This is a genomic window from Paraburkholderia sp. RL17-347-BIC-D, assembly GCF_046027915.1.
In the GTDB taxonomy this organism is placed as follows: domain Bacteria; phylum Pseudomonadota; class Gammaproteobacteria; order Burkholderiales; family Burkholderiaceae; genus Paraburkholderia.
This window is the reverse complement of sequence record NZ_JARESS010000004.1, coordinates 247,341-272,175: the sequence shown is the minus strand read 5'-3', so window position 1 is coordinate 272,175 and position 24,835 is coordinate 247,341. Positions and strand designations below refer to the sequence as shown.

The 24,835-nt window shown below is 63.1% G+C and carries 20 protein-coding genes; 8 read left to right on the top strand and 12 right to left on the bottom strand.

The features are described 5' to 3' along the window. Positions 1–390: 390 nt before the first annotated feature. From P0D96_RS08570 to P0D96_RS08545, 6 genes are all read right to left on the bottom strand, one after another. A complete protein-coding gene (locus P0D96_RS08570) occupies positions 391–4,833 on the bottom strand; it encodes an ATP-binding protein (protein WP_408312958.1) in 4,443 nt (1,480 codons plus the stop codon). Positions 4,834–4,887: 54 nt separating this feature from the next. Beyond that, a complete protein-coding gene (gene aqpZ, locus P0D96_RS08565; protein WP_408312955.1) occupies positions 4,888–5,634 on the bottom strand; it encodes an aquaporin Z in 747 nt (248 codons plus the stop codon). A gap of 252 nt (positions 5,635–5,886) precedes the next feature. Then, entirely contained in the window at positions 5,887–6,531 is a 645-nt protein-coding gene (locus P0D96_RS08560) for a response regulator (protein WP_408178302.1), read from the bottom strand. 122 nt (positions 6,532–6,653) lie between these two features. Further along, positions 6,654–7,346, bottom strand: a complete 693-nt coding sequence (locus P0D96_RS08555; RefSeq protein ID WP_408178301.1) for a response regulator — start codon at positions 7,344–7,346, stop codon at positions 6,654–6,656. A gap of 140 nt (positions 7,347–7,486) precedes the next feature. Continuing rightward, positions 7,487–8,191 (bottom strand): response regulator, encoded by a 705-nt coding sequence (locus P0D96_RS08550; protein ID WP_408178344.1) that lies wholly within the window; start codon positions 8,189–8,191, stop codon positions 7,487–7,489. Positions 8,192–8,504: 313 nt separating this feature from the next. Next, positions 8,505–9,821, bottom strand: coding sequence for an MFS transporter (locus P0D96_RS08545; protein ID WP_408312951.1), 1,317 nt, complete (start codon positions 9,819–9,821; stop codon positions 8,505–8,507). A gap of 95 nt (positions 9,822–9,916) precedes the next feature. Here P0D96_RS08545 and P0D96_RS08540 point away from each other — a divergent pair, with 95 nt between their 5' ends. The 7 genes from P0D96_RS08540 (at position 9,917) to P0D96_RS08510 (ending at position 16,580) form a co-directional block, all read left to right on the top strand. Then, positions 9,917–10,804: a LysR family transcriptional regulator gene (locus tag P0D96_RS08540; protein ID WP_408312948.1), complete on the top strand. Its 888-nt coding sequence runs from the start codon at positions 9,917–9,919 to the stop codon at positions 10,802–10,804. Between the two features lie 483 nt (positions 10,805–11,287). Beyond that, positions 11,288–12,004, top strand: a complete 717-nt coding sequence (locus P0D96_RS08535) for a c-type cytochrome (protein ID WP_132376092.1) — start codon at positions 11,288–11,290, stop codon at positions 12,002–12,004. Next, the gene (locus P0D96_RS08530; RefSeq protein ID WP_408312945.1) at positions 12,001–13,386 is read left to right on the top strand and encodes a c-type cytochrome; all 1,386 of its coding nucleotides are present in this window, start codon (positions 12,001–12,003) and stop codon (positions 13,384–13,386) included. Before P0D96_RS08535 ends, P0D96_RS08530 begins: the two co-directional genes overlap by 4 nt. 24 nt (positions 13,387–13,410) lie before the next feature. Continuing rightward, positions 13,411–13,587, top strand: a complete 177-nt coding sequence (locus tag P0D96_RS08525; protein ID WP_165923876.1) for a hypothetical protein — start codon at positions 13,411–13,413, stop codon at positions 13,585–13,587. A 2-nt stretch (positions 13,588–13,589) separates the two neighbouring features. Then, positions 13,590–14,162, top strand: coding sequence for a cupredoxin domain-containing protein (locus P0D96_RS08520; protein WP_106282064.1), 573 nt, complete (start codon positions 13,590–13,592; stop codon positions 14,160–14,162). Then, complete coding sequence (locus tag P0D96_RS08515) at positions 14,149–15,774, top strand: b(o/a)3-type cytochrome-c oxidase subunit 1 (protein ID WP_408312942.1); 1,626 nt, start codon at positions 14,149–14,151, stop codon at positions 15,772–15,774. The genes P0D96_RS08520 and P0D96_RS08515 overlap by 14 nt, the downstream gene beginning before the upstream one ends. Further along, positions 15,771–16,580, top strand: a complete 810-nt coding sequence (locus P0D96_RS08510) for a c-type cytochrome (RefSeq protein ID WP_132376095.1) — start codon at positions 15,771–15,773, stop codon at positions 16,578–16,580. Before P0D96_RS08515 ends, P0D96_RS08510 begins: the two co-directional genes overlap by 4 nt. Before the next feature lie 72 nt (positions 16,581–16,652). Here the strand turns inward: P0D96_RS08510 and P0D96_RS08505 are convergent, their stop codons facing one another. Beyond that, positions 16,653–18,302 (bottom strand): methyl-accepting chemotaxis protein, encoded by a 1,650-nt coding sequence (locus P0D96_RS08505; RefSeq protein ID WP_408312939.1) that lies wholly within the window; start codon positions 18,300–18,302, stop codon positions 16,653–16,655. Positions 18,303–18,601: 299 nt separating this feature from the next. Between P0D96_RS08505 and P0D96_RS08500 the strand changes: the two genes are divergently transcribed. Next, positions 18,602–19,402, top strand: coding sequence for a bestrophin-like domain (locus P0D96_RS08500; RefSeq protein WP_408312936.1), 801 nt, complete (start codon positions 18,602–18,604; stop codon positions 19,400–19,402). Positions 19,403–19,415: 13 nt separating this feature from the next. On the opposite strand, the gene P0D96_RS08495 is transcribed toward P0D96_RS08500, so the two are convergent. From P0D96_RS08495 to P0D96_RS08475, 5 genes are read right to left on the bottom strand one after another with little or no spacing between them, the layout of a single operon-like run. Further along, complete coding sequence (locus tag P0D96_RS08495) at positions 19,416–20,228, bottom strand: HpcH/HpaI aldolase/citrate lyase family protein (protein WP_408312933.1); 813 nt, start codon at positions 20,226–20,228, stop codon at positions 19,416–19,418. A 34-nt stretch (positions 20,229–20,262) separates the two neighbouring features. Further along, complete coding sequence (locus P0D96_RS08490) at positions 20,263–21,015, bottom strand: GntR family transcriptional regulator (protein WP_012431680.1); 753 nt, start codon at positions 21,013–21,015, stop codon at positions 20,263–20,265. A gap of 46 nt (positions 21,016–21,061) precedes the next feature. Beyond that, positions 21,062–22,252, bottom strand: coding sequence for a CaiB/BaiF CoA transferase family protein (locus P0D96_RS08485; RefSeq protein ID WP_408284203.1), 1,191 nt, complete (start codon positions 22,250–22,252; stop codon positions 21,062–21,064). After that, positions 22,249–23,412 (bottom strand): acyl-CoA dehydrogenase family protein, encoded by a 1,164-nt coding sequence (locus P0D96_RS08480; protein WP_408312931.1) that lies wholly within the window; start codon positions 23,410–23,412, stop codon positions 22,249–22,251. The genes P0D96_RS08485 and P0D96_RS08480 overlap by 4 nt, the downstream gene beginning before the upstream one ends. 10 nt (positions 23,413–23,422) lie before the next feature. Then, a complete protein-coding gene (locus P0D96_RS08475; RefSeq protein ID WP_408312928.1) occupies positions 23,423–24,835 on the bottom strand; it encodes an MmgE/PrpD family protein in 1,413 nt (470 codons plus the stop codon).

The following is a 24,835-nucleotide window of genomic DNA, read 5'->3' as shown; positions in this document are numbered from 1 at the left end:
TGGGGAGCGCGAGGCCATCGCGCGTTTTTTAGTCAGTCACTTTCACGCACAGCACCCGCCTTCGAGGCAACCGAAACGCGTGGCACTTTGTAGTTGTCCGTAGTGATCCCGGGCGTTTTTCCGACGCACAAACGGGCTTGCGATATCGATCCGAAAGCGCCTCGACGGCGTTTTAATCGATTTCCTCAAACAGTTAATTGCGCATTTTGTAATGAATGACCGGCAATATCCCGGTTATGCTTCTTCTTGCGAGAAGTGACTCCTTCATCGAGGGAAGTCTCCAAATCTTTAACGCGGCTTCGGCCGCGTTTTTTTTCGTCTTTTTGTCGCGCCCCCGCTCACACAGGCGCTGTAGCGCTTTGATGCGGTCGCATCTGCGAAAGCGGTTTTTTATACGAGCAACGCGGCCTGCTGTTCGATTCCGTCCAGCATGGCATTGCACTTGTCGATTAAAACCATCCCATCGTCGCGCACCCGTTCCGGCGGCTTGACCGTGATTTCGCGGCGATAGTCTTCAAGTGCCTTGAGCAGCGGTGGATATTGCAGGACGCTCGCCGCCCCCGCCACGCGATGAAGCCACTCGCGCACGCGGTCCACCTCGATCCGCTCCGTCTCCACGCGCTCGAGCAACGGCGACAAGGACAGCACATCCTCGCGAACGGACGACACGAACGAGTCGAGCAACGCCTTGACGGTCGATTCACTACCCCACAGTTGCGTCATGTGCCCGAGATCGACCGGGACGAACGGCTCGGCGCCACCATGAACATCCGGCACTGCGACTGCCGGCGTGTTGACGGCCTCCGAAGGCGCGGCTTGCCACGCGCTGTCGGTGCCGAACCAACGGCTCAGATAATCACGCAGCGTAGCGAGCCGTGTCGGCTTCACGAGGCTGTCGTCCATGCCGGCGTCGCGGCACAGATTCAGGTCTTCGGGCGCGGTGTTCGCCGTGATACCCAGAATGGGCAGGCGATAAGCGCCGCCCTGCTCGCTTTCACGAATGCGCCGCGTGAGTTCGTAACCGGACACCTTTGGCATGTGGCAATCCGTGATCAGACACCCGTAGCTCGTATGTTCCAGCGCGGCCAGCGCCTCGGCGCCATCGTTCGTGACGTCGCACGCGAAGCCGAGCAACGCGAGCTGGTGACGGATCAACTCCTGATTGACCGGATGATCTTCAGCGACGAGGATCAGCCGGCCACTGGCGATGGCCCGCTCGCGGTCCGGAGGCGGAGTGGCGCCCTCGGGCGTACGCGAGATACCTGCCGATCGCAGCGTCACCGATGGCAGCCCGGTCATGGCGGCGGCGCACGCGGCGCCGAGGCCGCGCCACGAAATGGGATTGATGCTGACGCGCACGTTGTCGTCGAGAATGCGGTAGCCCGTCGGCTTCGGCTTTTCGGTCAGACAGATGACACGCGTGCGCGGCCTGATGTCCGCGGGCAAGGCCACATCTTCATTCACGAACAGCAAATCCACGTCGGCCAGCGCGGCGCGATCGTGCAGTTCGGGTGCGTCAGGGGAAACGCGGCGCAATTCGAGGCCGAACGCTTCGCCGAAGTGCATCAGCGCCTGGGCGATACGCGCGTCGCCGGTTGCCACGATTCCGCACTTGCCACGCAAGCCGTTCACGGAATAGTGCTGAGTCTCGATCGGCATGGCAAGCCGCACGGTCATGCGCGTGCCGCTACCCGGTTCGCTGTGCAACGTGAGCGAGCCGTTCATGAGGTCGATCAGCTTGCGGCAGATCGTCAAGCCAAGGCCCGTGCCGCCGAACCGGCGCGTGGTGGACGATTCCGCCTGCACGAACGGCTCGAAGAGCTTGGCCTGCACCTCCGGCGCGATGCCGATGCCAGTGTCCTCGACGATCATTTCGAGCGTCTGAATGCCGTCGCTCTGCGCGACGACCGACACGCACACGTCGACCTCGCCTTGCGGTGTGAACTTGATGGCATTGCCGAGCAGATTAAAGAGAATCTGCCGCAATCGGACGCTATCGCTGCGCAGCGTGGCGGCGACGTCCGAGCCGATATCCACGCGTACTTTGAGACCCTTTTCATGGGCGCGGCCGGCCAACAGGCCCACAGCGTTGTCCACCAGGTCACGTATGTCGATGGATTCGGCCTCGATGGTCAGCCGTCCCGCTTCGATTTTCGAATAGTCGAGCAAGTCGTCGAGAATCTGCAGCAACGCGCCGGCCGACTCGTGGATCATGCCCAGCATTTCGCCTTGGTCCGCGTTGAGCGGCGTGCGCTCCAACACTTCCACGAGACCGAGCACGCCATTCATTGGCGTGCGGATTTCATGGCTCATCATGGCGAAGAAGTCGTCTTTGGCGCGCGAGGCCGCTTCGGCCAGGTCACGCGCGCGCGCAAGCTCGTCGGAGCGCGCGTGCTCCACGCTGGCGTCCACCCAGTAGCCGCTCCAGACGACGCTGCCATCCGATTCGCGATGCGGTACCAATTCGGCACGCGCCCACTTGATGTCCTCATCGCCTGCGAAACGGAACTCCATGTCCACCGGCGTTTCGCAGTGCGCCGAGCGCTCGAGTTCAGCCAGCACGAACGCCCTATCCTCTTCGCACACGCGCTGGAAATCGACGTGATCGCTGCTGCTCTGCGAACCGTCTCGCACGCCCAGCAGATGACGCGTGTCGCCGCCGATATACGGAAACGAATACACGCCATCCGCAGTGCGGCGCAGTTGAAACACCACCGCCGGCAGCGATCGCGTCACGTCGAAGAGGCGCCGCTCGGTTTCGCGCGCGAGCATTTCGGCGCGCCGGATATCGGTGATATCGACCACCGTGCCGAGCACGCAAACGGGCTGACCGTCACTGCCGCGGCAGATGCGGGTCCAGAAAAGACCATGCCGCACATTGCCCGCGCTGCGCTCGAACTGCAACTCCACCTCCGCAGTCTCGCCGCCGTTCAGCATCTCGCGTGTAATGTCGTCCAGGATGCGGCTATTGGCCTCGCCCCATGTCCGCACTTCGATGGTGCTTCGTCCGATGATCGCCTCGCGGCCCAACCCGCAGGCTTGCTCATAGGCCTCGTTGACGGCGATATACCGGCCATCGAGGTCCTTGGCGACGAGCGGATAGGGCACCGTCTTCATCAAGGTTTCCTGGAAGTTCAGTTGCAGTTCCAGTTCACGCTCGGTTTTCTTGCGCAACCTGACTTCCCGCTGCAGCAACAGATAGGCGCGCAAGGTGATCAACAGCGCGACGCCGATGCCGATCAGCACCGGCAGCAGACGCACCGCGGTCACGCTCCACATGCCCGACTCCGGCGCGTTGCCGGTGACCCATTTCTGCCGGATGCGCTGCTTTTCCGCGGGCGGCATAGCCAGCAGCGCACGGTCGATCAGCCCAGCGAGCGGGCTCAGGTCGGGGCGTACAGCGAAGTCGAGCGCGTCGGAGTCGCCCACCGTGCCGAGGATCTTGAGGACGCCGTCGTACCGTTGCTTGAGCAGGATATCCACGGCGGCCACGTTGCCCACCAGAACGTCCGCCTCGTCGGACTCCACCATCTTGAGCGCGTCGTCGAGACTGGGCGCGACCACGACGTGGTCCGCCGGAATTCGCTGGAATGCGAGCGTGACCGAACCGGCGACATGCGACGAAACGACGATGCGGCGCGACGCGAAATCGTTCAGCGAGCGAGCGGCCGGTTCGTCCTCACGCCCGACGATCACCAGCGGATAGCTCTCGTATGCGCTGGTATGCCGCGCCTTCGTGAGGCGTGGATCGTGACTGGAAGCTGTGGCGAGAATTGCCAGTTCGCCGCGCTGGAAAGCTTCGATCGTGGCAGGCCAATCGGCGGTTTGGGCGCGGTTGAAGACGACGCCTAGAGTGCGGCTCAGATACGTCAGATAATCGGCGGCAATGCCCGCAGGTCGGCCGGAGTTGTCGACGTAGCTGAAGGGCGGCCAGCGATTATCGAAACCAACCTGCAATGGTGGCAGCGAACGAAGCCAGGCCTGCTCTTGCGGCGTCAGCGCGAGACTCGGCGCGGCGGGCACAGGCTTCGCGTCGAAGTTGCCGGATAGCCAGCGCATGCGAATCGCCACTTCGTCGGCCGGGTTCATCGACGCGAGCGCCTGGTCGAGCTGGTCTCGCAATGCAGTCTCTTTGCGGGGCACCGCGAAGCGCAAATTGGAGGTTTTGCTGTTCTCCTCGAAGGCCACTCGCAAGCCGCGAAACTCGTCGGTGGACAATGCATATTGCACGACAGCAGTGGAGCCGAGATAAACATCTGCGTCGCCCTGGATCACTGCGGCGAGTGCGGCGTGCGTCGCGGTGAACGTGGTGATCTGGGCGTGTGGGAAGCGTTCGCGGGTCACACGCTCAAGCGCAAAACCTTTCTCCAGCGCGATACGCGCTCCAGCCAACTGGGCGGGACTTCCATAACTGTTACTGTCCCGGCGTACCACGACAGACGTGGAAGAGCGGAAATATGGCGCGGTGAAACTCAAGCACCGCTCGCGCTCGGGCGTGCGGGCAAAGCTCATCAGCAGATCGACATTTCCGGCGCATGCTGCGACAAGCAGTTGCGGCAGGTCCGGGAACGCCTTGGCTTCGATGACGACGTTCGGCCCGACGAGGGCGCGCAGATAGTCGACACTCATGCCGGTGAGCTGTCCGTCTTGCAGAGCGTCGAACGGCAGCCAACTGTTAGCGAGCACGCCGACGGTCAGTTTCGCGGGGAAACTGGCAACAACCTCAGTGTTCGAGCGATTGTCGAACGATTGAGCAAACGCTGTTGTTTGCGCGGCGAAAAATAAGAGCCCTGCGAGCAGACCCAGCGAGAGGCGTTCAAGCGCACGCCTCATTGCAACGCCTGGCATGAAATTGACGGCAGACACGGTAATGGCACCCGGCGACGCTCAGGCAACTTCGCCACGCCCGCCGGCGAGCGTCGCGGCAGCGTGGTCGGCCTTGCCGTGCAGAAACGAGAACAGCGCACCGGCCATGACCCCGCCTGACAGAGGCGCAGCCCAGAACAACCACAGCTGGTCCAGCGCCCAATCGCCGACGAGCAATGCCTGGGCCGTGGAGCGGGCGGGATTCACCGAACCATTGGTAACCGGAATCGACACGAGATAGACCAGCACCAGACAGGCGCCGACGACCAGCGGCGCGATCGACGCCATGTCTTGCCGGCGGGCGATCAGCAGGCTGGCCATGACGAAGCCGAAGGACAGCACGAACTCGATGGCCAGCGCTGAATGCAGCTGATAGTCGGCAGGAGAATGGTCGCCGAAGCCATTTGCCGCGAACTCGCTCGCGCCAAGATCGAACCCGGGACGGCCGCCCGCCACGTAAAGGAGTAGCGCAGCGGCCACGATCGCGCCGAGAATCTGCGAGGCAATGTAGGGAAGCAGATCCCTGACCGGAAAACGTTGCGCGACAGTGAAGCCCACTGTGACAGCGGGATTGAAATGACCGCCGGACACGCCGCCGAAACAGTAAGTGGCCGTGGCGAGCGCGAGACCGAACGCCAACGCCACCTCCAGCACGCCACCTGCCTGCTGGACCGCACCGACGTTCAACACAATGCTGCCGCAGCCGACGAACACCAGCCACGCCGTTCCAACACCCTCGACCAACAACCGCTTACCTAACGCATCCATGCCGCCTCCTGATTCTGCTCCCAGGCAGACGGCATCGCACGATTGCCATCAGACATCTGCCTGAATTCTCTCGGCCCGGGAATCGCTCAGCTTGACGAAATGATCGATTTCGTCAGGAGAGTACGGAATAAAGCCGTAGTGAATTCAGAACTATGAGACGCCAACGTCCCGCAACCAATCAGAAGACTCCTAAATTTCTGGTTCGCCAAGATCATCCGCGCGACGGCGCAATGCAATATTGCTCGCCAGTTGTCAGGCCAATCCGATCTGCCGCGCATAGCCGATCAGGTCAGCTTCCGTTTCCAGCCCGAGCTTGCGCATCGCACTACGTTTCTGGGTACTGATGGTCTTGCCGCTGCGCTGCAAGCGTACCGCGATTTCATGGACGGCAAGGCCTTGCACATAAAGCTGAAAGACTTCCCACTCGCGCGCGCTCAGCATGCCGGCGCGCAACTGCAACGGCGTGTCGGCCGCCTCCATCGCGACACGCGCGTGTTGCGACAGATAGACGCGCCCGGCAAACGCTGCCTCGATCGCATCGATCAACGCCGTGACGGTCTCGCGTTTATCGACGATGCCGCCCACGCCGATATGCAGAAGACCGGACAGCATGTGAGCGTGGCAGATCATGGTGAGGACGACGACGCAAGGACGCGACTGGCCCCGCAACAGACGGCGCAGAAACGACACCGCGTTGCTGCCGCCATGAATGCCCGGCATGTTGATATCGGAAACGACGACGTCGCACGCGCAGGCGTCGAGTAATTCCGCCAGTCCGTGAGTGTCGGCCGCCTCGCCGACACATTCGATGTGCGGCGCGGCTTGCAACACGCGCTTGACGCCGACGCGAACGCAGTCGTGATCGTCTGCGATGATGACGCGGATCTTCTGTCTCATTTTCTATTGTCTTATCGATTGGTATGCCCTGCACACGATGTGCTTCCCCGGGCATGCCAATACATCTTCTATTCGTCGCGCGACGGCGCGACGGCGCGACACGTGGCCGACTTATCGCCGGCTCATTGCCGCTTCGGCACGCGCTCCTCAGGAATCACACCGTATTCGACGGCGAAGCGAAACAGTTCCGCATCGCTGTGCAGGGCCAGCTTGCGCATAGCCGTGCACTTCTGCGCGCTGATCGTTTTGACGCTGCGTTCCAGACGCGCGGCGATCTCGGTGACGCCATACCCTGACGCATATTGGGTGAACACTTCGAGTTCGCGGCGCGAGAGAATCTTCCGGACGTAATCGAGCCGCTGGGTCGCCGATGCGTCGGCGATCAATGCGCGCACCGCCGGCCCGACATAGCACTCGCGTGCCAGCGCCGTGATGACGGCCACATGGATCAGGTCGATCCGGTCCCGCTTGCTCACCAGTCCCTCGACGCCGAGCGAAATGACCTTTTGAAGTTCGGCCGCCTCGGTTTCCATGGTGAGCACGACGAGCGCGATGTCGGGGTAGCGCGTCTTGAACTGCCTGACGACTTCCAGTCCGCTGCCATCCGAACCGCCCGGCATGTAGAGGTCCATGAGCACGAGGTCGCATGAACCGCGATCGACTTCTGCGAAGAGTTCGGTGGCGTCGGCTGCACGGCCGACGATCTCCATATTCGGATAGCCGCTTATCAGGTTTTCGATTGCCAGCAGCACCAGTGGATGATCGTCCGCGATGATCGCGCGAACGGGTGTGCTTACCTCAGCGGTGTCGCGCATCTTCTACTTCTCCTCCGTACCTTGAATGATTGCCGCCCTCTTTCGTCAACCCTGCTCCTATCACGATGATTAAATATTTTCGCGAGAATAAACATAAGATCGGTCCGAAACAACCTCAGTCAATTCAAAAAGTAAATTGCTTAGATATGCGATTCAAAATTAAGAATCCCATAAGCGCGCACATAAGAGAAAAGACCGGGATCGTTGGTGACACCGAGTTTGGCCATCGCTTCGCGTTTTTGCCGCGTGACCGTGCGACGATCGCAGCCGAGCACCGCAGCAATGTCCGATATCGACTGGCCACTTACCAGCAGCCTGACGACTGCGGCCTGTTTGCCCGTTAAACGTGGCGCCGGCGGTTGTTCGCACTCGGGATCCTGTGGTTGCGCCAGCGCTTCGATGATGGAACGGCCGAGGTAGGTTTCTCCGTGCCGAGCTGCGAGAATCGCTTGCCAGAGCTCGTCCATCGACTCCGCCTTGCCGACCATGCTCACGGCGCCGTCCGACACTATCGCGCGAAGAATCGCGGCGTTTGCCAGAGTTGTCATCACCACGACGCGCAATTGCGGCCAGCCGGTTCGGATTCGTCGCACGAGGTTCAGGCCGTCGTCGATGGCCAATGAGTGTTCCGGCATCGCGAGATCGGTGACGAGCACATCGCAGGGCGTGCTCCGCAGGCGTTCTATTAGCGAAAAGGGATTCGTCGCCTCGTCGACGACAGTCACGCCGGCATGCATTTCCAGTGCGGCGCGGATGCCAAGGATAACGAAGGGATGATCGTCCGCCAGGATAATTCGAAGATTCACTGGGATTGTCTCTCGTTTGTTGTAGGAGTGAATGCGCATACGCAGAAAAATCTGAACCACTCTGCGCATGCTTTAACGGCCCCTCGGCAACGCTCAATGTGCCAAGGCGCCCATAAAATCACCGCCACAACTTCACGAAAATCGGAGCGCTCCGAATCCTGCAGAGAAACTAATAGTCCATTGCGGATTGATTAGAAATAGAAAGCATAATTACGCGGAATGGATATTTTCGAGTTTCTCGAGCGGCGCATTTTCGGCGGAAACTCAACGACTCGACCATTCATCGCAGAAGTTTCGGCACGGCGCGCCGTATCGCCCGCAGCATCGTCGACAACGGGCACCGTGATCCATATCAAGTTGCATCGCAAGCGCGCGCCGCGCTCACCTTGCCCTCACGCGCGGCACGAGGAAACACCGGCAACGCGATCAATGCGCACACGCTGGCCACGGCCCACACCATCGGCCACGAACCGACCGACAACAGCGGCGGAATCGCCAGCGGCGTCAGGAACAGCGTAAGAAACACACAGGTGTTGCCGATCGCCAGCGCGGTGCCCGCGCGGCTCGTCCCTGCCAGCGTGGCGAGTTCCGTGAAGGCCACGCCGTGCCATGCCGACGCGCTCACGCCGCCCACCACGACCGTCAGCGCGAATACCGCGGTCATCGCCGCGTGATGCATGCCGACGAGGCCCGTCAGCAACGCGAGCGATGCGAACAGCACCGCGGTCAGCAGACTACAGGCGCGCATGTAAGCCCGGCGATTGCCGCGCCGGTCAGTCCAACCGCCGCTCCAGACCCGCGCGATCGCGGCACCCGTTTGCACCGCGGCCATGGTCACGCTGATCGCCAGCACGCCGGCGCGGCTGAAATCGTGAAGAAACACCGTGCCGAACGTCACAACGGCGAGTTGTGGCACGCACAGCGCGCCGGCGCCGAGCGCCACGCGCCAGATGCCGATGTCGCGCAACGGTGAGACCTTGGCGGGCACGCCGCTCGCAGCCGCCGTGTCGCGCACCTCACGCGCGCCGTCCGCCTCGATATGGGAAGGTTCGTGCAACCAGCGCCACGCGAACACCGCGGTGATCGCGCACGCTAGCGCCAGCACGGTATAGGCGCTCGCAAAGCCGAAACGCGACGCGAGCACCGGCAGCAGCAATGCGCCAAGGCCGCCGCCCGCGGGCACCGCGGTCTGGCGAATACTCATGGCCAGGCCGCGCTCACCCTCACGAAACCAGGCCATCACCGCGCGGCCGCTCGATCCGTTGACGCTGCCGCCGAGCAGTCCGACCAGCAACAGGCCGAGCGCGAGCATCGTCACGCTCGGGACATGCGCACCGGACGGCACGACGAACAGCGCCAGACCAGCCAGCGCGGCCGCGGTCGAAAGCAGTCCGAGCAGCAAGACGCGCCGGTCGCCCCAGCGGTCGGTCAGCAACCCCCACGGCAATTCGCTGACCGCGATGCCGAGGCCGAGCATGCCAAGCACGAGGCCTAGCCCGTCATTGCCCAGGTGATAGCCGGAGCGCAAGAACACCGCCGTCGTCGGAATCCCCGAGAACGCCGCCGAAAAACTCGCGTTGGCGGCGAACCCGACTCCCAACACCTTCCACCGATGACTCGCCGTTCGGCCGCCGGATAACCCTAAGCCCGCAATTGATTCGCCTCCCATGACACCCTCCGCAAAGAATCTGGGGGTATCCTACGGCTGAGGCTTCCATCGGAAAAGCCGGAAAAGCAGATGACTTCCATCGGATATACCGAATCATGAGCCAACGCGGATTTGACCTGACGCAGTTGCGGACCTTCGTCGCCGTCGCCGAATCGGGCAGCGTCTCGGCGGGCGCCGAGCGCGTGTTCCTGTCGCAGTCCTCGGTCAGCGAACAGTTGAAGAAACTGGAGGAGCGCGCCGGCCAGCCGCTTTTCGTGCGCAGCAAGCAGGGCGTGAGCGCCACGCCCGCCGGCAGCCGGCTGCTCGAGCACGCGCGGCGCATCATCGCGATGAGCGAAGCCGCGTTCGAAGACCTGCAAGGCCGCTCGCTCGACGGCGAGTTGCGCATCGCCATCACGGACTACTACCGCCCGCACGACATCGCGCGCATTCTCAAGACGTTCTCGGAACAGCACCCACGTCTGAAGCTGCACGTCACCGTGCTGCCGAGCGCGGTGATCGACAGCAATGCGGGCGACGATGCGTCGTTCGACATCGGTCTCTCGCTGCGGCTCGTCACGGACAACATGCGCGCCGCGAGCCGGCGCACCGGCGCGCAAAGCACGGTTGTGCGCCGCGAGAAACTGCTGTGGGTCAGCGCGGCCGATTCAAGTCCACGGCCGGCCACGCCCTATCCACTCGTATTGCTGCCGTCGAGCTGCCAGTTGCAGCGTTTCGTCGTGAAGCTGCTGGACGAGCACAAGGTACCGTATGTAGTGTCGCACTCCGCTTCCGGCGTCGCCGGCCTGCAACTCGCGCTGAAGGCCGGGCTCGGTATTTCCTGCCTGAACGAATCGTCGATTGGCGGCGGTGTCGTGGCCTGTCCGGCAAGCGTCGGTTTGCCCGCGTTGCCCGCCGTGGAATTTCATCTCTTGCCTGGGCGAATCGGCGAAGCCGAACTTGTCAGCAACGCTCGCACGGCCTTGATGCGGCTCTTCAGTTGACTCACGGAAGATGGGCTCACGCCGTCTCATGGAAGCCCGAGGCTGATCATCAAAAGATCACATTCGCGCGATAGCGTCGACACGAGACGATTCGCAATGGAAATGTTGAAAGCCCCCTGGTCGACGCCTATCATGATCAGGTGTCCCGTCGAATGAGCTTTTGTTTGCTATTGACGCGTCGACTAATTTCCTGCAACCTCGTACACGCTGCTGAACGTTTCAAGCGTCAATTCCCGCAGCCCGAAACCGCCACCCGCCGGCGCATTCAGGCCGATCATTGTTTTAGCAAAGCAATCGCATCGCCGTAGCGAATCATCACTCGCCATCCAGAATAAGTCCGTTTCGATTTGCTGTTCTTGCAGTCGTTACACAAGAAAAACCGGCAGAGTTGACATGCGTCATCCGTCGGCTTCATAAGCGAATCCACGTGAGAGTGCGCGAGAGATAATCGAGAACAAAGAACGTTCCCAATCGAGGCCTGGCGTGCATCGTCGAACTATCGGATCGTCGGTTCTGTTTGTGCTTTACGTCATGTGGAGCGGTGCGGCGCTTGCCGCCACCGAGGCGTCCGGCGCCATGCCCTCGGCCATGGACGAGCGCGTGCGCGCCTGCACCTCATGTCATGGCGTGCAGGGCCAGGGCCTGAACAACGATTACTTTCCGCGGATTGCGGGCAAACCGGCCGACTACCTGTTCAATCAGTTGACCGCGTTCCGCGACGGCGGCCGCACCTATCCGCCGATGGGTTACCTCCTCGCCTTCCTGCCCGACGACTATCTGCGCAAGATCAGCCAGTATTTCGCCGATCTGCAACCGCCCTACCCCAACGCCGATCAAAGCAACGTCGCACCCGCCGTGCTCGCCGCCGGACAGCGCCTCGTCACACAGGGCGACCCGGCCCGCAAGATACCGGCGTGCATCGCGTGCCACGGTGCGCGGATGACCGGCACGCAGCCGGGCATTCCCGGCCTGCTCGGTCTGCACGCGAGTTATATCGCCGGGCAGATGGGCACCTGGCGCTCGGGCACGCGGCACGCGCTCGCACCGGACTGCATGCACTCGATCGCGGTCAAGCTGACCGACAAGGACATCACCGCGGTATCGAGCTGGCTCGCGCGCCAACCACGTCCGGCCGATCCGCGGCCCGCGCCGGCGTCCACGGAGCGGCTGCCTCTCGCCTGCGGGAGCCAACCGCAATGAAGCCGACACTTCGCACTTTGGGCTACTTCCGCGCAGTGCGCGCCGCTTTGATCCTCACGATGAAGCGCCTTCGCGTGCCGGCGTCGCTCGTATCCAGTCTGTTGATTGGCGGCCTGATCGTGGCCGGCAGCGCCGCGCTTCTGCACGCATCGCCCACGCCGGTGCTGATCGCCGAAGCACGCGCCGCTGAAACCACCACGGCGTTCGCGCCGGGCGCCGACACGCGCCCCGACATCGTCAAACGCGGCGAGTATCTGGCGCGCGCCGGCGACTGCGTCGCCTGCCACACGGCGCCGCGCGGCAAACTGTTTGCCGGCGGTCTCGCGATGGAAACGCCGTTCGGCACGCTGTATTCGCCGAACATCACACCGGACGCCCAGTACGGCATCGGCACCTGGAGTCAGGAGGCGTTCTTCAACATGATGCGCACCGGCCGCACGCCGGACGGCACACTGATCTACCCTGCGATGCCGATCGCGCAATACACGAAGGTCACGCGCGAAGACTCGGATGCGATCTTCGCCTATCTGAAGACGGTCGCACCGGTACGTGAGCCGAATCACAAACACACGCTGCGCTTCCCGTTCAACCAGCGCAAGCTGCTGTACGGCTGGCGCACGCTGTATTTCCGCGAGGGCGAGTTCCAACCCGATCCGACCAAATCGGTCGAATGGAACCGCGGCGCATATCTGGTCGAAGGGCTCGGGCACTGCACCATGTGCCACACCAAGATCAACATGCTCGGCGGCTCGTCGCAGAGCGAGCAGTTCGCGGGCGGCCTGATTCCGGTGCAGAACTGGTACGCGCCGTCGCTGACCTCGGACAAGGACGGCGGCCTCGGCGACTGGAGCATCAAGGACATCGTCGATCTGCTGCAAGCGGGCATTTCCGATCGCGGCGCCGTGTACGGTCCGATGGCCGAGGTCACGTATCACAGCCTCCAGTACATGACGGAAGAAGACGTCAAGGCAATGGCCGTCTATCTGAAGACCTTGCCGGACAAGAGCGGCCGCAAGTCCGGGCCGTCTGCGCCGACCAACACCAACGTGTTCGCGCTCGGCGAAAAAATCTACGCCGACAAGTGCGCGCTCTGCCACGGCGCGAAGGGCGAAGGAAAGTTGCAGCATTACCCGCCGCTCGCGGGCAACCAGTCGATCGAAATGGACTCCGCGGTCAACCCGATCCGCATCGTGCTCAACGGCGGATTTCCGCCGGGCACCATGCGCAATCCGGAACCGTACGGCATGCCGCCTTTCGGCCAGGAACTGAACGACACCGACGCCGCTGCCGTGGTCACCTATATCCGCACTGCGTGGGGTAATCACGGCCAGCCCGTGACATCCCGCGAGGTCAACGAGTTGCGCAAGGCGCCGCTGCACTGAAGCGCCGCACTGGAGAACTTCTAGATGGAAGCGAACGATACTCGCAGCGCGACCCCGCCTACGGATGACGAAGTGGAACGCGTCGTCGCGGCCGGCCCGCATGGCGCGATCGCCGTGGCCGGTGTCGCCACGCTGATCGTGATGGCGATCTGGTTCGGCTTCTACTTCGTCGTGTTTCTGCCGCGCGGCGTCGTTCACTGATCATGTCGACCGATTCCAATCATCAACCGGGCGGCGGCCACGCGGTCGCGCTACGCGCCGAGCGACGCTGGGCCATCTTCGCCGTCGCGCTGATCGTGCTGATGCTGGCGGTCATCGTCTTCTCCGGGCTGCATTGGGCGATGATGCCGCCCTCGCGCGTCGAGACAATCGATCCGTCGCGCCTGCAACTGTCCGGCGAATTCGTCGAAGACAATCTCGGCAGCGCGGTCGAACCGGACGGCTCGGTGGTGGTGCGCTTCATCGCGCAGCAGTACTCGTTCACGCCGCAATGTCTGCTGGTGCCCGCCGACACGCCGATCACGATCCGCACCACCAGCGCCGATGTCGTGCACGGCCTGCTCGTCACCGACACCAACATCAACACGATGGTCGTGCCCGGCTATGTCGCCACGCTCAATACGCGTTTCGACGCGCCCGCCGATCACACCATGCCGTGCCACGAGTTCTGCGGCTTCGGCCACCAGACCATGTGGGCGCACGTGAAAGTCATCGACAAAGCCACCTTCTTCGAGCAAGCCCGACAATCACGGAGGCTGAGCTGTGTTTCACGCTAAGCGACTCGTTCTCGCGCATTTCTGGCTCGCCTTCATTGCGTTTCTGATCGCGCTGCTGCTCGGCGCCTGGCAGATGCTGGTGCGCAGCCCGCTCGTGCCATGGGTCGGCGACCCCGAGCTCTACTATCGTTCGGTGACCGCGCACGGCTCGGTGATGGCGTACGTACTGCCCACGCTGGTGTCGATGGGCTTCGGCTACGCGATCGTCGAACTCGCGCTCGCGCAGCGTCTCGTCGGTCTCAAATGGGCATGGGCCGCGTTCATCATGCTGGCGATCGGCGCGGTGATGGCGATGGTGCCGGTGGCGCTCGGCCAGGCGTCGGTGCTATATACCTTCTATCCGCCGATGATCGGTAGTCCGTTCTATTACCTCGGCGTGGTGCTGGTAGTAGTCGGCTCGTGGATCTGGGTCGCGCTGATGCACGTGAACCTGCGCATCTGGAAGAGCGCCAATCCCGGCAAGCCGGTTCCGCTCGCGATGTTCGCCAACGTGGCGGGCGCGTATCTGTGGGCATGGACCGCCGTCGGCGCGGCGCTGGAGATCCTGTTCCAGATCCTGCCAGTCGCGTTCGGCCTCACCAACACGATCGACGCCGGCCTCTCGCGCATCCTGTTCTCGTGGACGCTGCACGCGATCGTCTACTTCTGGCTGATTCCCGCTTATATCGCCTACTACACGCTGGTGCCGCGCGCGATCGGCGGACGGCTCTATAGCGATTCGATGGCGCGCGTGTCGTTCATCCTGTTCCTCGTCTTCGCGATGCCGATCGGCATCCACCATCTGTTCGCCGATCCGCAGGTCGGCTCCGGCTTCAAGTTCCTGCATGCGGTGTTCACCGGCATGGTGTCGGTGCCGACGCTGCTGACGGTGTTCACGATTTGCGCGTCGGTCGAAATCGCCGGCAGATTGCGCGGCGGCAAGGGCGCGTTCGGCTGGCTCACCGCCCTGCCCTGGCAGAACCCGATGATGCTCGTGATCGCGTTTTCGTTCGTAATGCTCGGTCTCGGCGGCGCGGGTGGATTGATCAACATGAGTTACCAGTTGAACTCCACCGTGCACAACACCCAGTGGGTAACGGGGCACTTCCATCTGATCTTCGGTGGCGCGATCGTCATCATGTACTTCGCGATCGCCTATGAACTGTGGCCGCAACTGACTGGCCGCGCGATCGCATCGGTGAAGCTGGTGCGCTGGCAACTGTGGCTATGGTTCATCGGCATGATGGTGGTGACGCTGCCGTGGCACTACGTCGGCCTGCTCGGTGCGCCGCGCCGCATGGCCTATTACGATTACAACGCTCTCGGCTTGCAGTCGCAGGCGTTCTGGGTCGGCATGTCGGCGGTCGGCGGATTGATCCTCGTGGTGTCCGGCGTGCTGTTCATCTACATCCTGGCGAAGTCGCAATTCGGTCCGGTGGTTGAGCAACAAAGCTTCCGCTTTGCGAGCGCGGCGCAGCCGGTGGTGCGCGTGCCGGCCGCGCTCAATAGCTTCGGGTTATGGGTGGCGCTGATGATCGGACTCACAGTCGTCAACTACAGTGTGCCGATCGTACAGTTGCTCAGATTGCCGCAGACGTCCGTGCCGGCAGTCGTCGTCGGAGCGCAGCGATGAATCAGGAACGCGTCTTCAGCTTGCGCAACCCTTGGTTCACGGTGAGCGTGGGCGGCATCATTGCGATTGCCGTCGTATCGATACTGATCGGCTTCATCTGGCTGCCTTCGGCGAACAGCGCGTTCGCCGGACGCGGCTTGTGGGCGACGATCTGCAGCGCTGCCGGTGCGCCGTCGAGCTGGTACGGCGGCGCCAATCTCACTGGTCCGGCGCCTAGCGACGTGGTGGTCTTGCCGCCGTTACGGCGCGCGCGAGCCGACGCGAATTCGATTGGCCGCGGCGCGACGATCGCGACGCAAAATTGCTCGATGTGTCACGGCGTACTCGGCACGGTGCAGGTGACGGCGCCCGCGTTGGCCGGGCAATATGCCGACGTGATCTATAAAGAGTTGCGCGACTACCAGAACGGTGTGCGTCAGAACGCGATCATGCAACCGATCATCGCCGCGCGCAGCGATCAGGATCTGCACGATCTGGCGGCTTACTACGCGTCGCTGCCGAGAGCGCCCGCGGCGGAGACGCTGCCCACAGGCGTGGGACCGGATGCGAATGCGGTGAAGCTTGCCATGCAGGGCGATCCGCAGCGCAATATCGCGCCTTGCGCCGCCTGTCACGGGCAACTCGATCGCAAGGGCGCGGCGCCGTGGCTGGGCGGACAGTCGTCGATTTATCTCGCGGCGCAGATGCGCGCCTTTGCTTCCGGCGCGCGGCATAACGACATCAATGAGCAGATGCGCAACGTGGCGCGGCAAATGACGCCGGCCGAGATCGACAGCGTCGCCAAATACTATGCGGCCATGCAGTAGCGGCCGCTTTGTCAGCGCGGCGCCGTTTGTCCCGAAGAGTCAGCGCGCCACCGTGCGAAACATCCGCCGATATCAAGCCGTTGCAAACCCGTTGGCATCGGCCGTCTTCGGTGCGGCAATCGAACCGCTACGCCGCCCGGCAAACGAAGACGAAGACGCCGCACCGCTCCCAGTCTGGAACACCGACACCGCGGACGTCAGCCGCCGCGCCTGCTCTTCCAGCGAACTCGCGGCCGCCGCGGCCTGCTCCACCAGCGCGGCGTTTTGCTGCGTCACCTCGTCCATCTGCGCGACCGCGAGATTGACCTGATCGATGCCCGTACTCTGCTCGAGCGCGGCCGCCGCGATTTCACCCATGATCGAACTCACACGCGCAATCGCGTCCACGATCTCGGTCATTGTCGAGCCCGAGCGTTGAACCAGTTGCGAGCCAGCCTGCACCCGCGCGGTCGACTCGTCGATCAAGCCCTTGATCTCCTTGGCCGCTGCCGCGCTGCGTTGCGCGAGCGAGCGCACTTCGCTCGCCACCACTGCGAAACCGCGGCCCTGCTCACCGGCGCGCGCGGCTTCGACTGCCGCGTTCAGCGCCAGAATATTGGTCTGAAACGCGATGCCTTCGATCACGCCGACAATGTCGGCAATCCGCCGCGAGTCGTCGACGATGCCATGCATCGTGCCCACCACCTGCTCCGTCAGATCGCCGCCTTGTGCCGCAAGCGTGGATGCGCCCTGCGCGAGCGAGCTGGCCTGTTTCGCGTTGTCCGCCGTTTGCTTGACCGTCGAGGTGAGCTGTTCGATGCTCGCCGCCGTTTCTTCGAGCGACGCGGCCTGTTCCTCGGTACGTTGCGACAGATCGGTGTTGCCCGCGGCAATCTCGCTCACGCCGGTATCGATGGATTCCGTGCCTTGACGCACCGAGTTCACCGTCGTGATCAGCGATTCCTGCATCTTGCGCAACGCGGCCGCGAGACGGCCCATTTCGTTATTGCTGGCCACGACGATCTGGCCGGTCAGGTCGCCGTTGGCGATGCGCTGAAACTGCGCGATGGTGGCGTCGACCGGACGGACGATCGCGCGCACCAGCACCGCGCGGCCGATCCACGCTCCCAGCAGCGACGCGACGATGCCGATCGCCACCGCGATGCAGATTGCATAGAACAGATCCTGCGCGTCCTGATAGCGTTGCGCGCCGTGATCGAGCTGCAACTGTTCGAGCGCGAGCATCGCCTTTTCGTACGCGCTGTAGAGCGACGGCAGCTTGTGAGCCTGCAATTGCTGGAAGGTCGTCTTGTCGCCGGACTTGAGCGCGGCGAGAGCCGGATCGACGCCTTCGTGCAGGAAGGTGTCGCGCTTGTCCTGCATGTCCTTGATGAGACGCTGCTCGTCGGCGTCCGCGCTCGCGCGGCTCACATAGTGGGCAAGACGGTCATTGGAAGCTTTCTGGTACTGATCAAAACGCTTGAGCACGGCATTCGCGCCGTCCTGGTCGTTCAGATCGACGAGCGATGCGTACGTCGCCAGCGCGAGGCGCAGGCGCAGCAACTGTCCGGCGCTGCCTTCGAGGTCGGCGACAGCCGGCGTATCGACGGTGTACATCTGTTGCAGCGAAGCGTTGCTCGAGCGCAGCGACAGCAAGCCGGCGGCGGCGCCGAACAGCAGCACGACGCCGAAGAACAGGATCATCAGGGTAAGGCAGGTGCGAATCGACAGATTTTTCAACATCGGGCTTGTCTCCGTTGGGCTGCCTGACCGAATGTTCAGTGAAAGCCTCGGCCACGCGTGCTGCGCCCAAGCCCGTTCGGCCAGGTCCGCAACTCTTGTATAAATTTAAGCGAACGCCACATATAAGGACTACGGCTTAATAACGAAAAACTTTATGGTTGATGGCGCATGTGCTTGCGATACATCAACATACGAGCGCATATGAAGGGTGATTCATGCCGGGCGTTGCGGGACTACCCGGGTTCTCGGCGGGCGGCGGTTGATGGAAAGTGTCGAGGATGTGTCTACGGAGCATTGCGATGTCGGAAGTGAGCTCGGCTCTGCTGGTTTTCGCTCTATTGCTCGCCGCGACCGGAGTCGGCGTGTGCGTGCGCCCGCTGCTGCCCGAAGAGCACAAGGCGCATGAGACGGTGCAGTTAATCCAACTGGTGATCGGCATGCTGGTGACGTTCGCCGCGCTGGTACTCGGCTTGATGACGGCGTCCGCGAAATCCAGCTTCGACACCGCCTCGAATGATTTGCGCACCTACGCGGCCGATCTGATCGAGTTCGACACGACGCTGCGCGAATACGGCACGGAAACCGAGCCGGCCCGGCAGTTGTTGCACCGGTACACCGCGGCGGCGATCGCATCGACGTGGCCTGGCGAAACACCGCCCACCGGCGACTATCCGAAAGACATCGGATCGCAGGACAACTCGCAGAAACTGGAGAGTGTGCGGCTCGGCGACATGCTGACCGCCGTGGGCCGAGAGTTGCGGACGCTGCGGGCGCGCGACCCGTTACAACAGCGCGCGCTCGACGATGGGTTGAAGCAATACCGCCGCGTCGTGGATGCGCGGTGGAAGCTCATCGAGGAAGCGCACAGTTCCATTTCCCGACCTTTCCTCACGACATTGACGTTCTGGCTGGGCGTAATCTTTCTAAGTTTCGGCTTGATCGCGCCACGCAATGCGCTGGCGTTGGTCACGATTTCGCTGGGCGCGGTGTCGATTGCTTCGGCGATCTATGTGATCGTCGATCTGGATACGCCGTTTACGGGCCCGATTGTCATCTCCAGTGCGCCTATGCGGGATGCTCTGGACCATTTGAGACGGTGAGCACCACACAGCATCACCGGATGCGCGCGTCGAACTCCGCAATCCGTTTCGCCCGCTCGATGACCGGCCGGTCGACCAGTTTGCCATCCACCGCGAACGCCCCTTCCGGATGCTCGCGAGAAGCCGCCAAGACGCGTGCCGCCCAGCGGCGCTCGTCCTCGCTCGGTGCGAAGCCGCTGTTGACCGGTTCCACCTGTCTCGGATGAATGCACAGCTTGCCGCCAAAGCCGAAGCGCCGCGCAGTGGTCACATGCCCGGTCAGGCGCACGAGATCGTCGAGCTCCAGTGTCACCCCGTCGATCGGCGCGGGCAGGCCCGCATAGCGCGATTCGATCACCATCTGCGAGCGCACGTAGTCCAGTTCGACGCCGAGTCCTTCGATGCCGGCATCGCCGCAAAAATCCACCGTGCCGAAGGCGAGCCGCATGACCGACGGCGCGCCGGCAATCTCCCGCATAGCCACCACGCCCGCCACGGTTTCGATGAGCGCCACGATTCGGGTCCGCGACGGCAGCCGCGCGGCGACATCGGCGAGTTGCTGCGCGCTGTCCGACTTCGGCAGCATCATCGAGCAAACGCCGGACGCGCGCACCATGTCGACGTCGTCGACATGCCACGGCGTGCCCACCGCATTCACGCGGACCATCAGCCGCGCAGGGTCCGCGGTCGACAGCCAGCGTTGCAGGCCCTCGCGCGCGGCTTGCTTGGCCGCCGGCGCGACCGCGTCTTCGAGATCGATCACCACCGCGTCGGCGCCGCTGTCGAGCGCCTTCGTGAAGCGCTCGGGGCGGTCGCCCGGTACGAACAGATAACTGCGTGCGTCCATGTTCTTCTCCTGAACGGCACGCGTCGCGATGCAGCTAGTTCGCGTGCCAGTCGCGTTGAAACGTTTCGGAATAGCTGTAGCGATCCGCCGGATGCACGCTGATGGTCAGCTCGACCACCTGCGCGCGCCGGTTCAGATAGCGGCGGCACAACCACAGCGCGGGCGAGCGCGGCTTCGCGTTCAAACGCTGCGCCAGCTTCGCCGGCAACGCGACCGCGCGGATTTCCTGCTGCACTTCGGCGATCTGCTCACCGAACTGCTTTTCGATCATCGTATAGATCGGCACGTGCGTCCGGCCACTCAGGCCCGTCAACGAGCGAAACGCGGGGTGGATATACACCTCGGTGTGGCAGATCGGTTCGACACTCTCCGGCGACAGGCGAATGCCCTCGGCCAGCAGCCAGGTTTCGCCCGGCTTTGCGCCGAGCCGCTCGATCAGATCCGGGTCGTCGATCTCGACAGTCTGCGTCGACGCGATCTCCAATTCCGTGTCGGTCGTATAACGGTGCAGATCGCTCAGGCGCTCCATCACCTGACGGTACGCGGTCTCGCTTTGCGTGGCTTTCACGCGGGTGCCGATGCCGGGCCGCCGGTCCACCAGACCACGCTGCTCGAGTTGCTTGATCGCCTGCCGCACCGTAAAGCGGCTCGCGCCGAACTGCTCGCACAGCTCGAACTCGGTCGGCAGCAACGTGCCGATGGGAAACTGCCCGCCCTGAATCTCGTTCAGGAGCGTCTGTGCCAGTTGCATGTAGCGCGGCTGTTGCCCGAGGACTGTCGTGGCCATCTGGATGTGCAAAAAAGTGAAAGGGCGGACGGTTGCCCGCCCGGCCTTATTGCACCACACCCGCCTCCCTCAGCAAAGCGATCCTTTCCGCGCCGTAGCCCAGTTCGTCGAGCAAACGCTGCGTGTCCTGCCCGAGATCCGGCGCGGCGCGCGTCGGCAGGGGCTCGTCGATCCGCACCGGCGCGGCCACGCCGCGTACCTTGCCAAAGCGCGGGTGCTCGGCATCCACCACGCATTCGCGTTCGGCGACGAAGGGGTTCTCCAGCGCCTCCTTGACGTTGAACACCGGCGCGGCCGGCACGCGGCCGCCGAAGCGTTCGAGCCATTGCGCCGTGGTGGCGGTCGAGAGCACCGCGTCGAGTTCGGTCTGCACCAGCTCGCGATTCGCGAGGCGCGCCTGGAAGTTGCAAAAGCGCGGATCGGTTACCCACGATGGTTTGTCGATCACTTCGGCGAGCACGCCCCAGAACTTCTCTTTGTTGCACATCAGGAAGATCCAGCCGTCCTGCGTCTTGTACAACTGACTCGGCGTGAGCGACGGATGCGACGAGCGGTTCTCGCGCCCCGTCACCACGCCGCCGTTCAGATACCACGTCGCGACATAGGCGAGGTTATGCAGCGCGACGTCGAAGAGACTCACGTCGATATCGCGTCCTTTGCCCGAGGTCTTCGCATCCACGAGACCGGCGAGCAGCGCCATCGCCGCGGTCGTGCCGGTCATCAAGTCGATGATCGACAAGCCGAAGCGCGCCGGCGGGCTATCAGGCTCGCCCGTGACCGACAGATAGCCGGCCTCGGCTTGCATCAGATAGTCGTAGCCCGGCCATGCCGCGCGGCTGCCGCTGCGTCCGTACGCGGACAGATGCCCGCACACGATCTTCGGATTCGCCTCGCAAAGCTGCGCGTAAGTGAGCCCGAGTTTCGCTGGCAGATCGCCGCGCAGATTGTTGAACACGGCGTCGCTCTTCGCGACGAGGTCCAGCAGCACCGCGCGCGCTTCGGGCTTCTTCAGGTCGAGCGTCATACTGCACTTGTTGCGATTGAAGGCTTCGAAGAAGTGACTGTCGCCTTCGCCGAAGAAATATGGGCCGACCGCGCGGCCGACGTCGCCGCCATTGCTCGGATGCTCGATCTTGATGATCTCCGCGCCGAGGTCCGCGAGATGCTGGGTGGCGAAAGGCCCGGCGCCATATTGTTCGATGGCGAGCACGCGCACACCGGAAAGGGGCAAACTCATACCGGACTCCTTTCGATCAACTGTTTGGCGATGATGATCCGTTGCATCTCGTTAGTGCCTTCGCCGATTGTGAGAAGCGGTGCGTCGCGATACAGGCGCTCGACGTTGTATTCCTTCGAATAGCCGTACGCACCGTGAATGCGCATGGCCTCAATGCTGTTTTCCAACGCGGCTTCGGTCGCGAAGTATTTCGCCATACCCGCTTCCATGTCGCAGCGCTCGCCGCGGTCGTACTTCTTCGCGGCGGCGTCGACCAGCAGGCGGCCCGCTTCGACGCGCGTCGCCATTTCGCCGAGCTTCAACTGGATCGCCTGGTGCTCGCAGATCGGCTTGCCGAAAGTTTTGCGCTGCTGCGAGTAGCTGACCGATTCATCGAGCGCGGCTTGGGCCACGCCGACACCGCGCGCCGCGACATTGATGCGGCCGAGTTCGAGCCCGCCGAGTATCTGCTGCAGGCCCTTTCCTTCCACGCCGCCAATCAATGCATCCGTCGATACGTGATAGTCGTTGAACGACAACTCACAGGTATCGATGCCTTTGTAGCCGAGCTTTTCGAGTTGCCGGCTGACCTCGAACCCCGGCCCTTTCTGCACCAGCAACAAACTCATCCCACGATGACGCGGCTGCGCGGTCGTATCCGTCTTCACCAACAGCGCCAGCGTGTTGCCGTGCTTGCTGTTGGTGATCCACGTCTTGTTGCCGTTCACGACGTACTCGTCGCCGACGCGTTTGGCGGTCGTGCGAATGGCCTGCAGATCGGTGCCGCAATCGGGCTCGGTGAGACCGATGCCGCCGCGCCATTCGCCAGTGGCGAACTTCGGCAGATATTTGCTTTTCTGCTCGGGCGTGCCGTTGCGTTGCACCAGCATCGCGAGAATCAGGTGCGAATTGATGATGCCGCTCACCGACATCCACACCCGCGAGATGCGCGCGATGATCTGCGCGTAGGTCCGGGTCGACAGACCCAACCCGCCATACTCGGGATCGATGATGCAGCCGAATAGGCCCATCTCCTTCATCTTCTCGACGATCTCCGCCGGGTAGATATCGTCGTGATCGAACTTGTGGACGTAAGGACGCACCTCGGTTTCGAGAAAGCGGTCCAGCATGTCGAGAATCAGTTGATCGTTTTCCAGCGTGTCGAGTTCGGTTGCGGTCATGATGACGTCCTTAGGATGCGGTGTGTCCGGCAAGCGTGTCCGCGAACGCGCGGGCCGGCCGTTCGTCGAGTTGCAATACGGCTTGGGCAATCTGTTCGGCGGTGCTGCGCGAGACGCTGCGCTGCGCGTTCGCGTAGAACTTGGCGACGATGTCGTCGTTGCTGACGGGCCGATCCGCGCAACCGCGATTGATCGCCTCGCGATGCGCGACGCGCGAGCCGTCGCTGCGTTCCACCACGACCTCGCCGGTGTAGTGGCGCGGGAATGTCGTGTCGGGGTCGATTTCGTAATCGACTTTTTTGGCGAGCGCCAAAACCGCCGGATCGGCAAGCGCGGCCGGTTCGAGTTCGTCGAGCGTGAAGCGGCCTTTGAGCAACGCGGTGGCGACGATGTACGGCACGCTGAATTGCGCGTCGTAGGCAGTTACCGGTTTGCGCTTCGCGTCGACCGGTTCGCACACGATTTCGACCGTGCCGCGCGGCACTTTGGCGATCACACGTTTGATCGAGTCGAGCTTTTCTGCCGAGAAGCGATGCTCGCGATGCAGCGCGATCGCCGCGTCGGCGACTGCATGCGTGAAGTGACACGCCGGCAGCGGTTTGATTGCGACTTCGTCGATCTGCCACGTACTGCCGAGGCCTTCTGTGGCGAGTTCACGATCAGCCACGTCGAGCGGCTTGCCGAGGTGGCTAGCGTATAAACCGAAGCGCCCTTCGTAAGCCAAACGCGGCCCAGTGAAACCGTGCTTCGCGAGCGTCGCGGCGGTGATGCCCGAGGCCGCCGCGAAACCGGGATGGGCGCGCTTGGTCCACGCGCCGTCTTCGAGGAATTCGAGGCTGCCGGCCGCCATCGACAGAACGATGCCTTGTGCGTGCGCCATGCAGGCTTCGTCGAGTTGCAGCAAACGCGACGCGGCAACCGCGCAACCGAACGCGCCGACTAGACCCGTCGGATGAAACCCGGCGTCGTGGAATCCGCCCTTGGCCGCCGATGCCACGCGCGTCGACACTTCCATTGCGACGATGTACGCAGCCAGCAAGTCCGCGCCGCTCAGCCCGTCACGGTCGGCGAGCGCGAGCACGCACGGCAATGCGCTGGTGGTCGAGTGAATGACGCCGCGTGAATGCGTGTCGTCGAAGTCGAGTCCGTGAATCAGCACGCCGTTCATCATCGCCGAGTCGCGCAAGGCGAGCCGCCGGCCGTAACCGATCACCGGCGAGGCACCGCTGCCGAGCTCGGAGAAAGCAGCGAGCGAGACATCCGCATACGGATAACCACGCGACGCGAACGCAATGCCGACAGCGTCGAGAATCAGATGCTTGGCGCGCGTCTGCACGGCGCGCGGCACGTCGCGCAATTGCAGGCCCAAGCCGAAGCGCGCGTACTGATCGGACAGCGTGACGGAGGATTCGAGTGAAGTCAT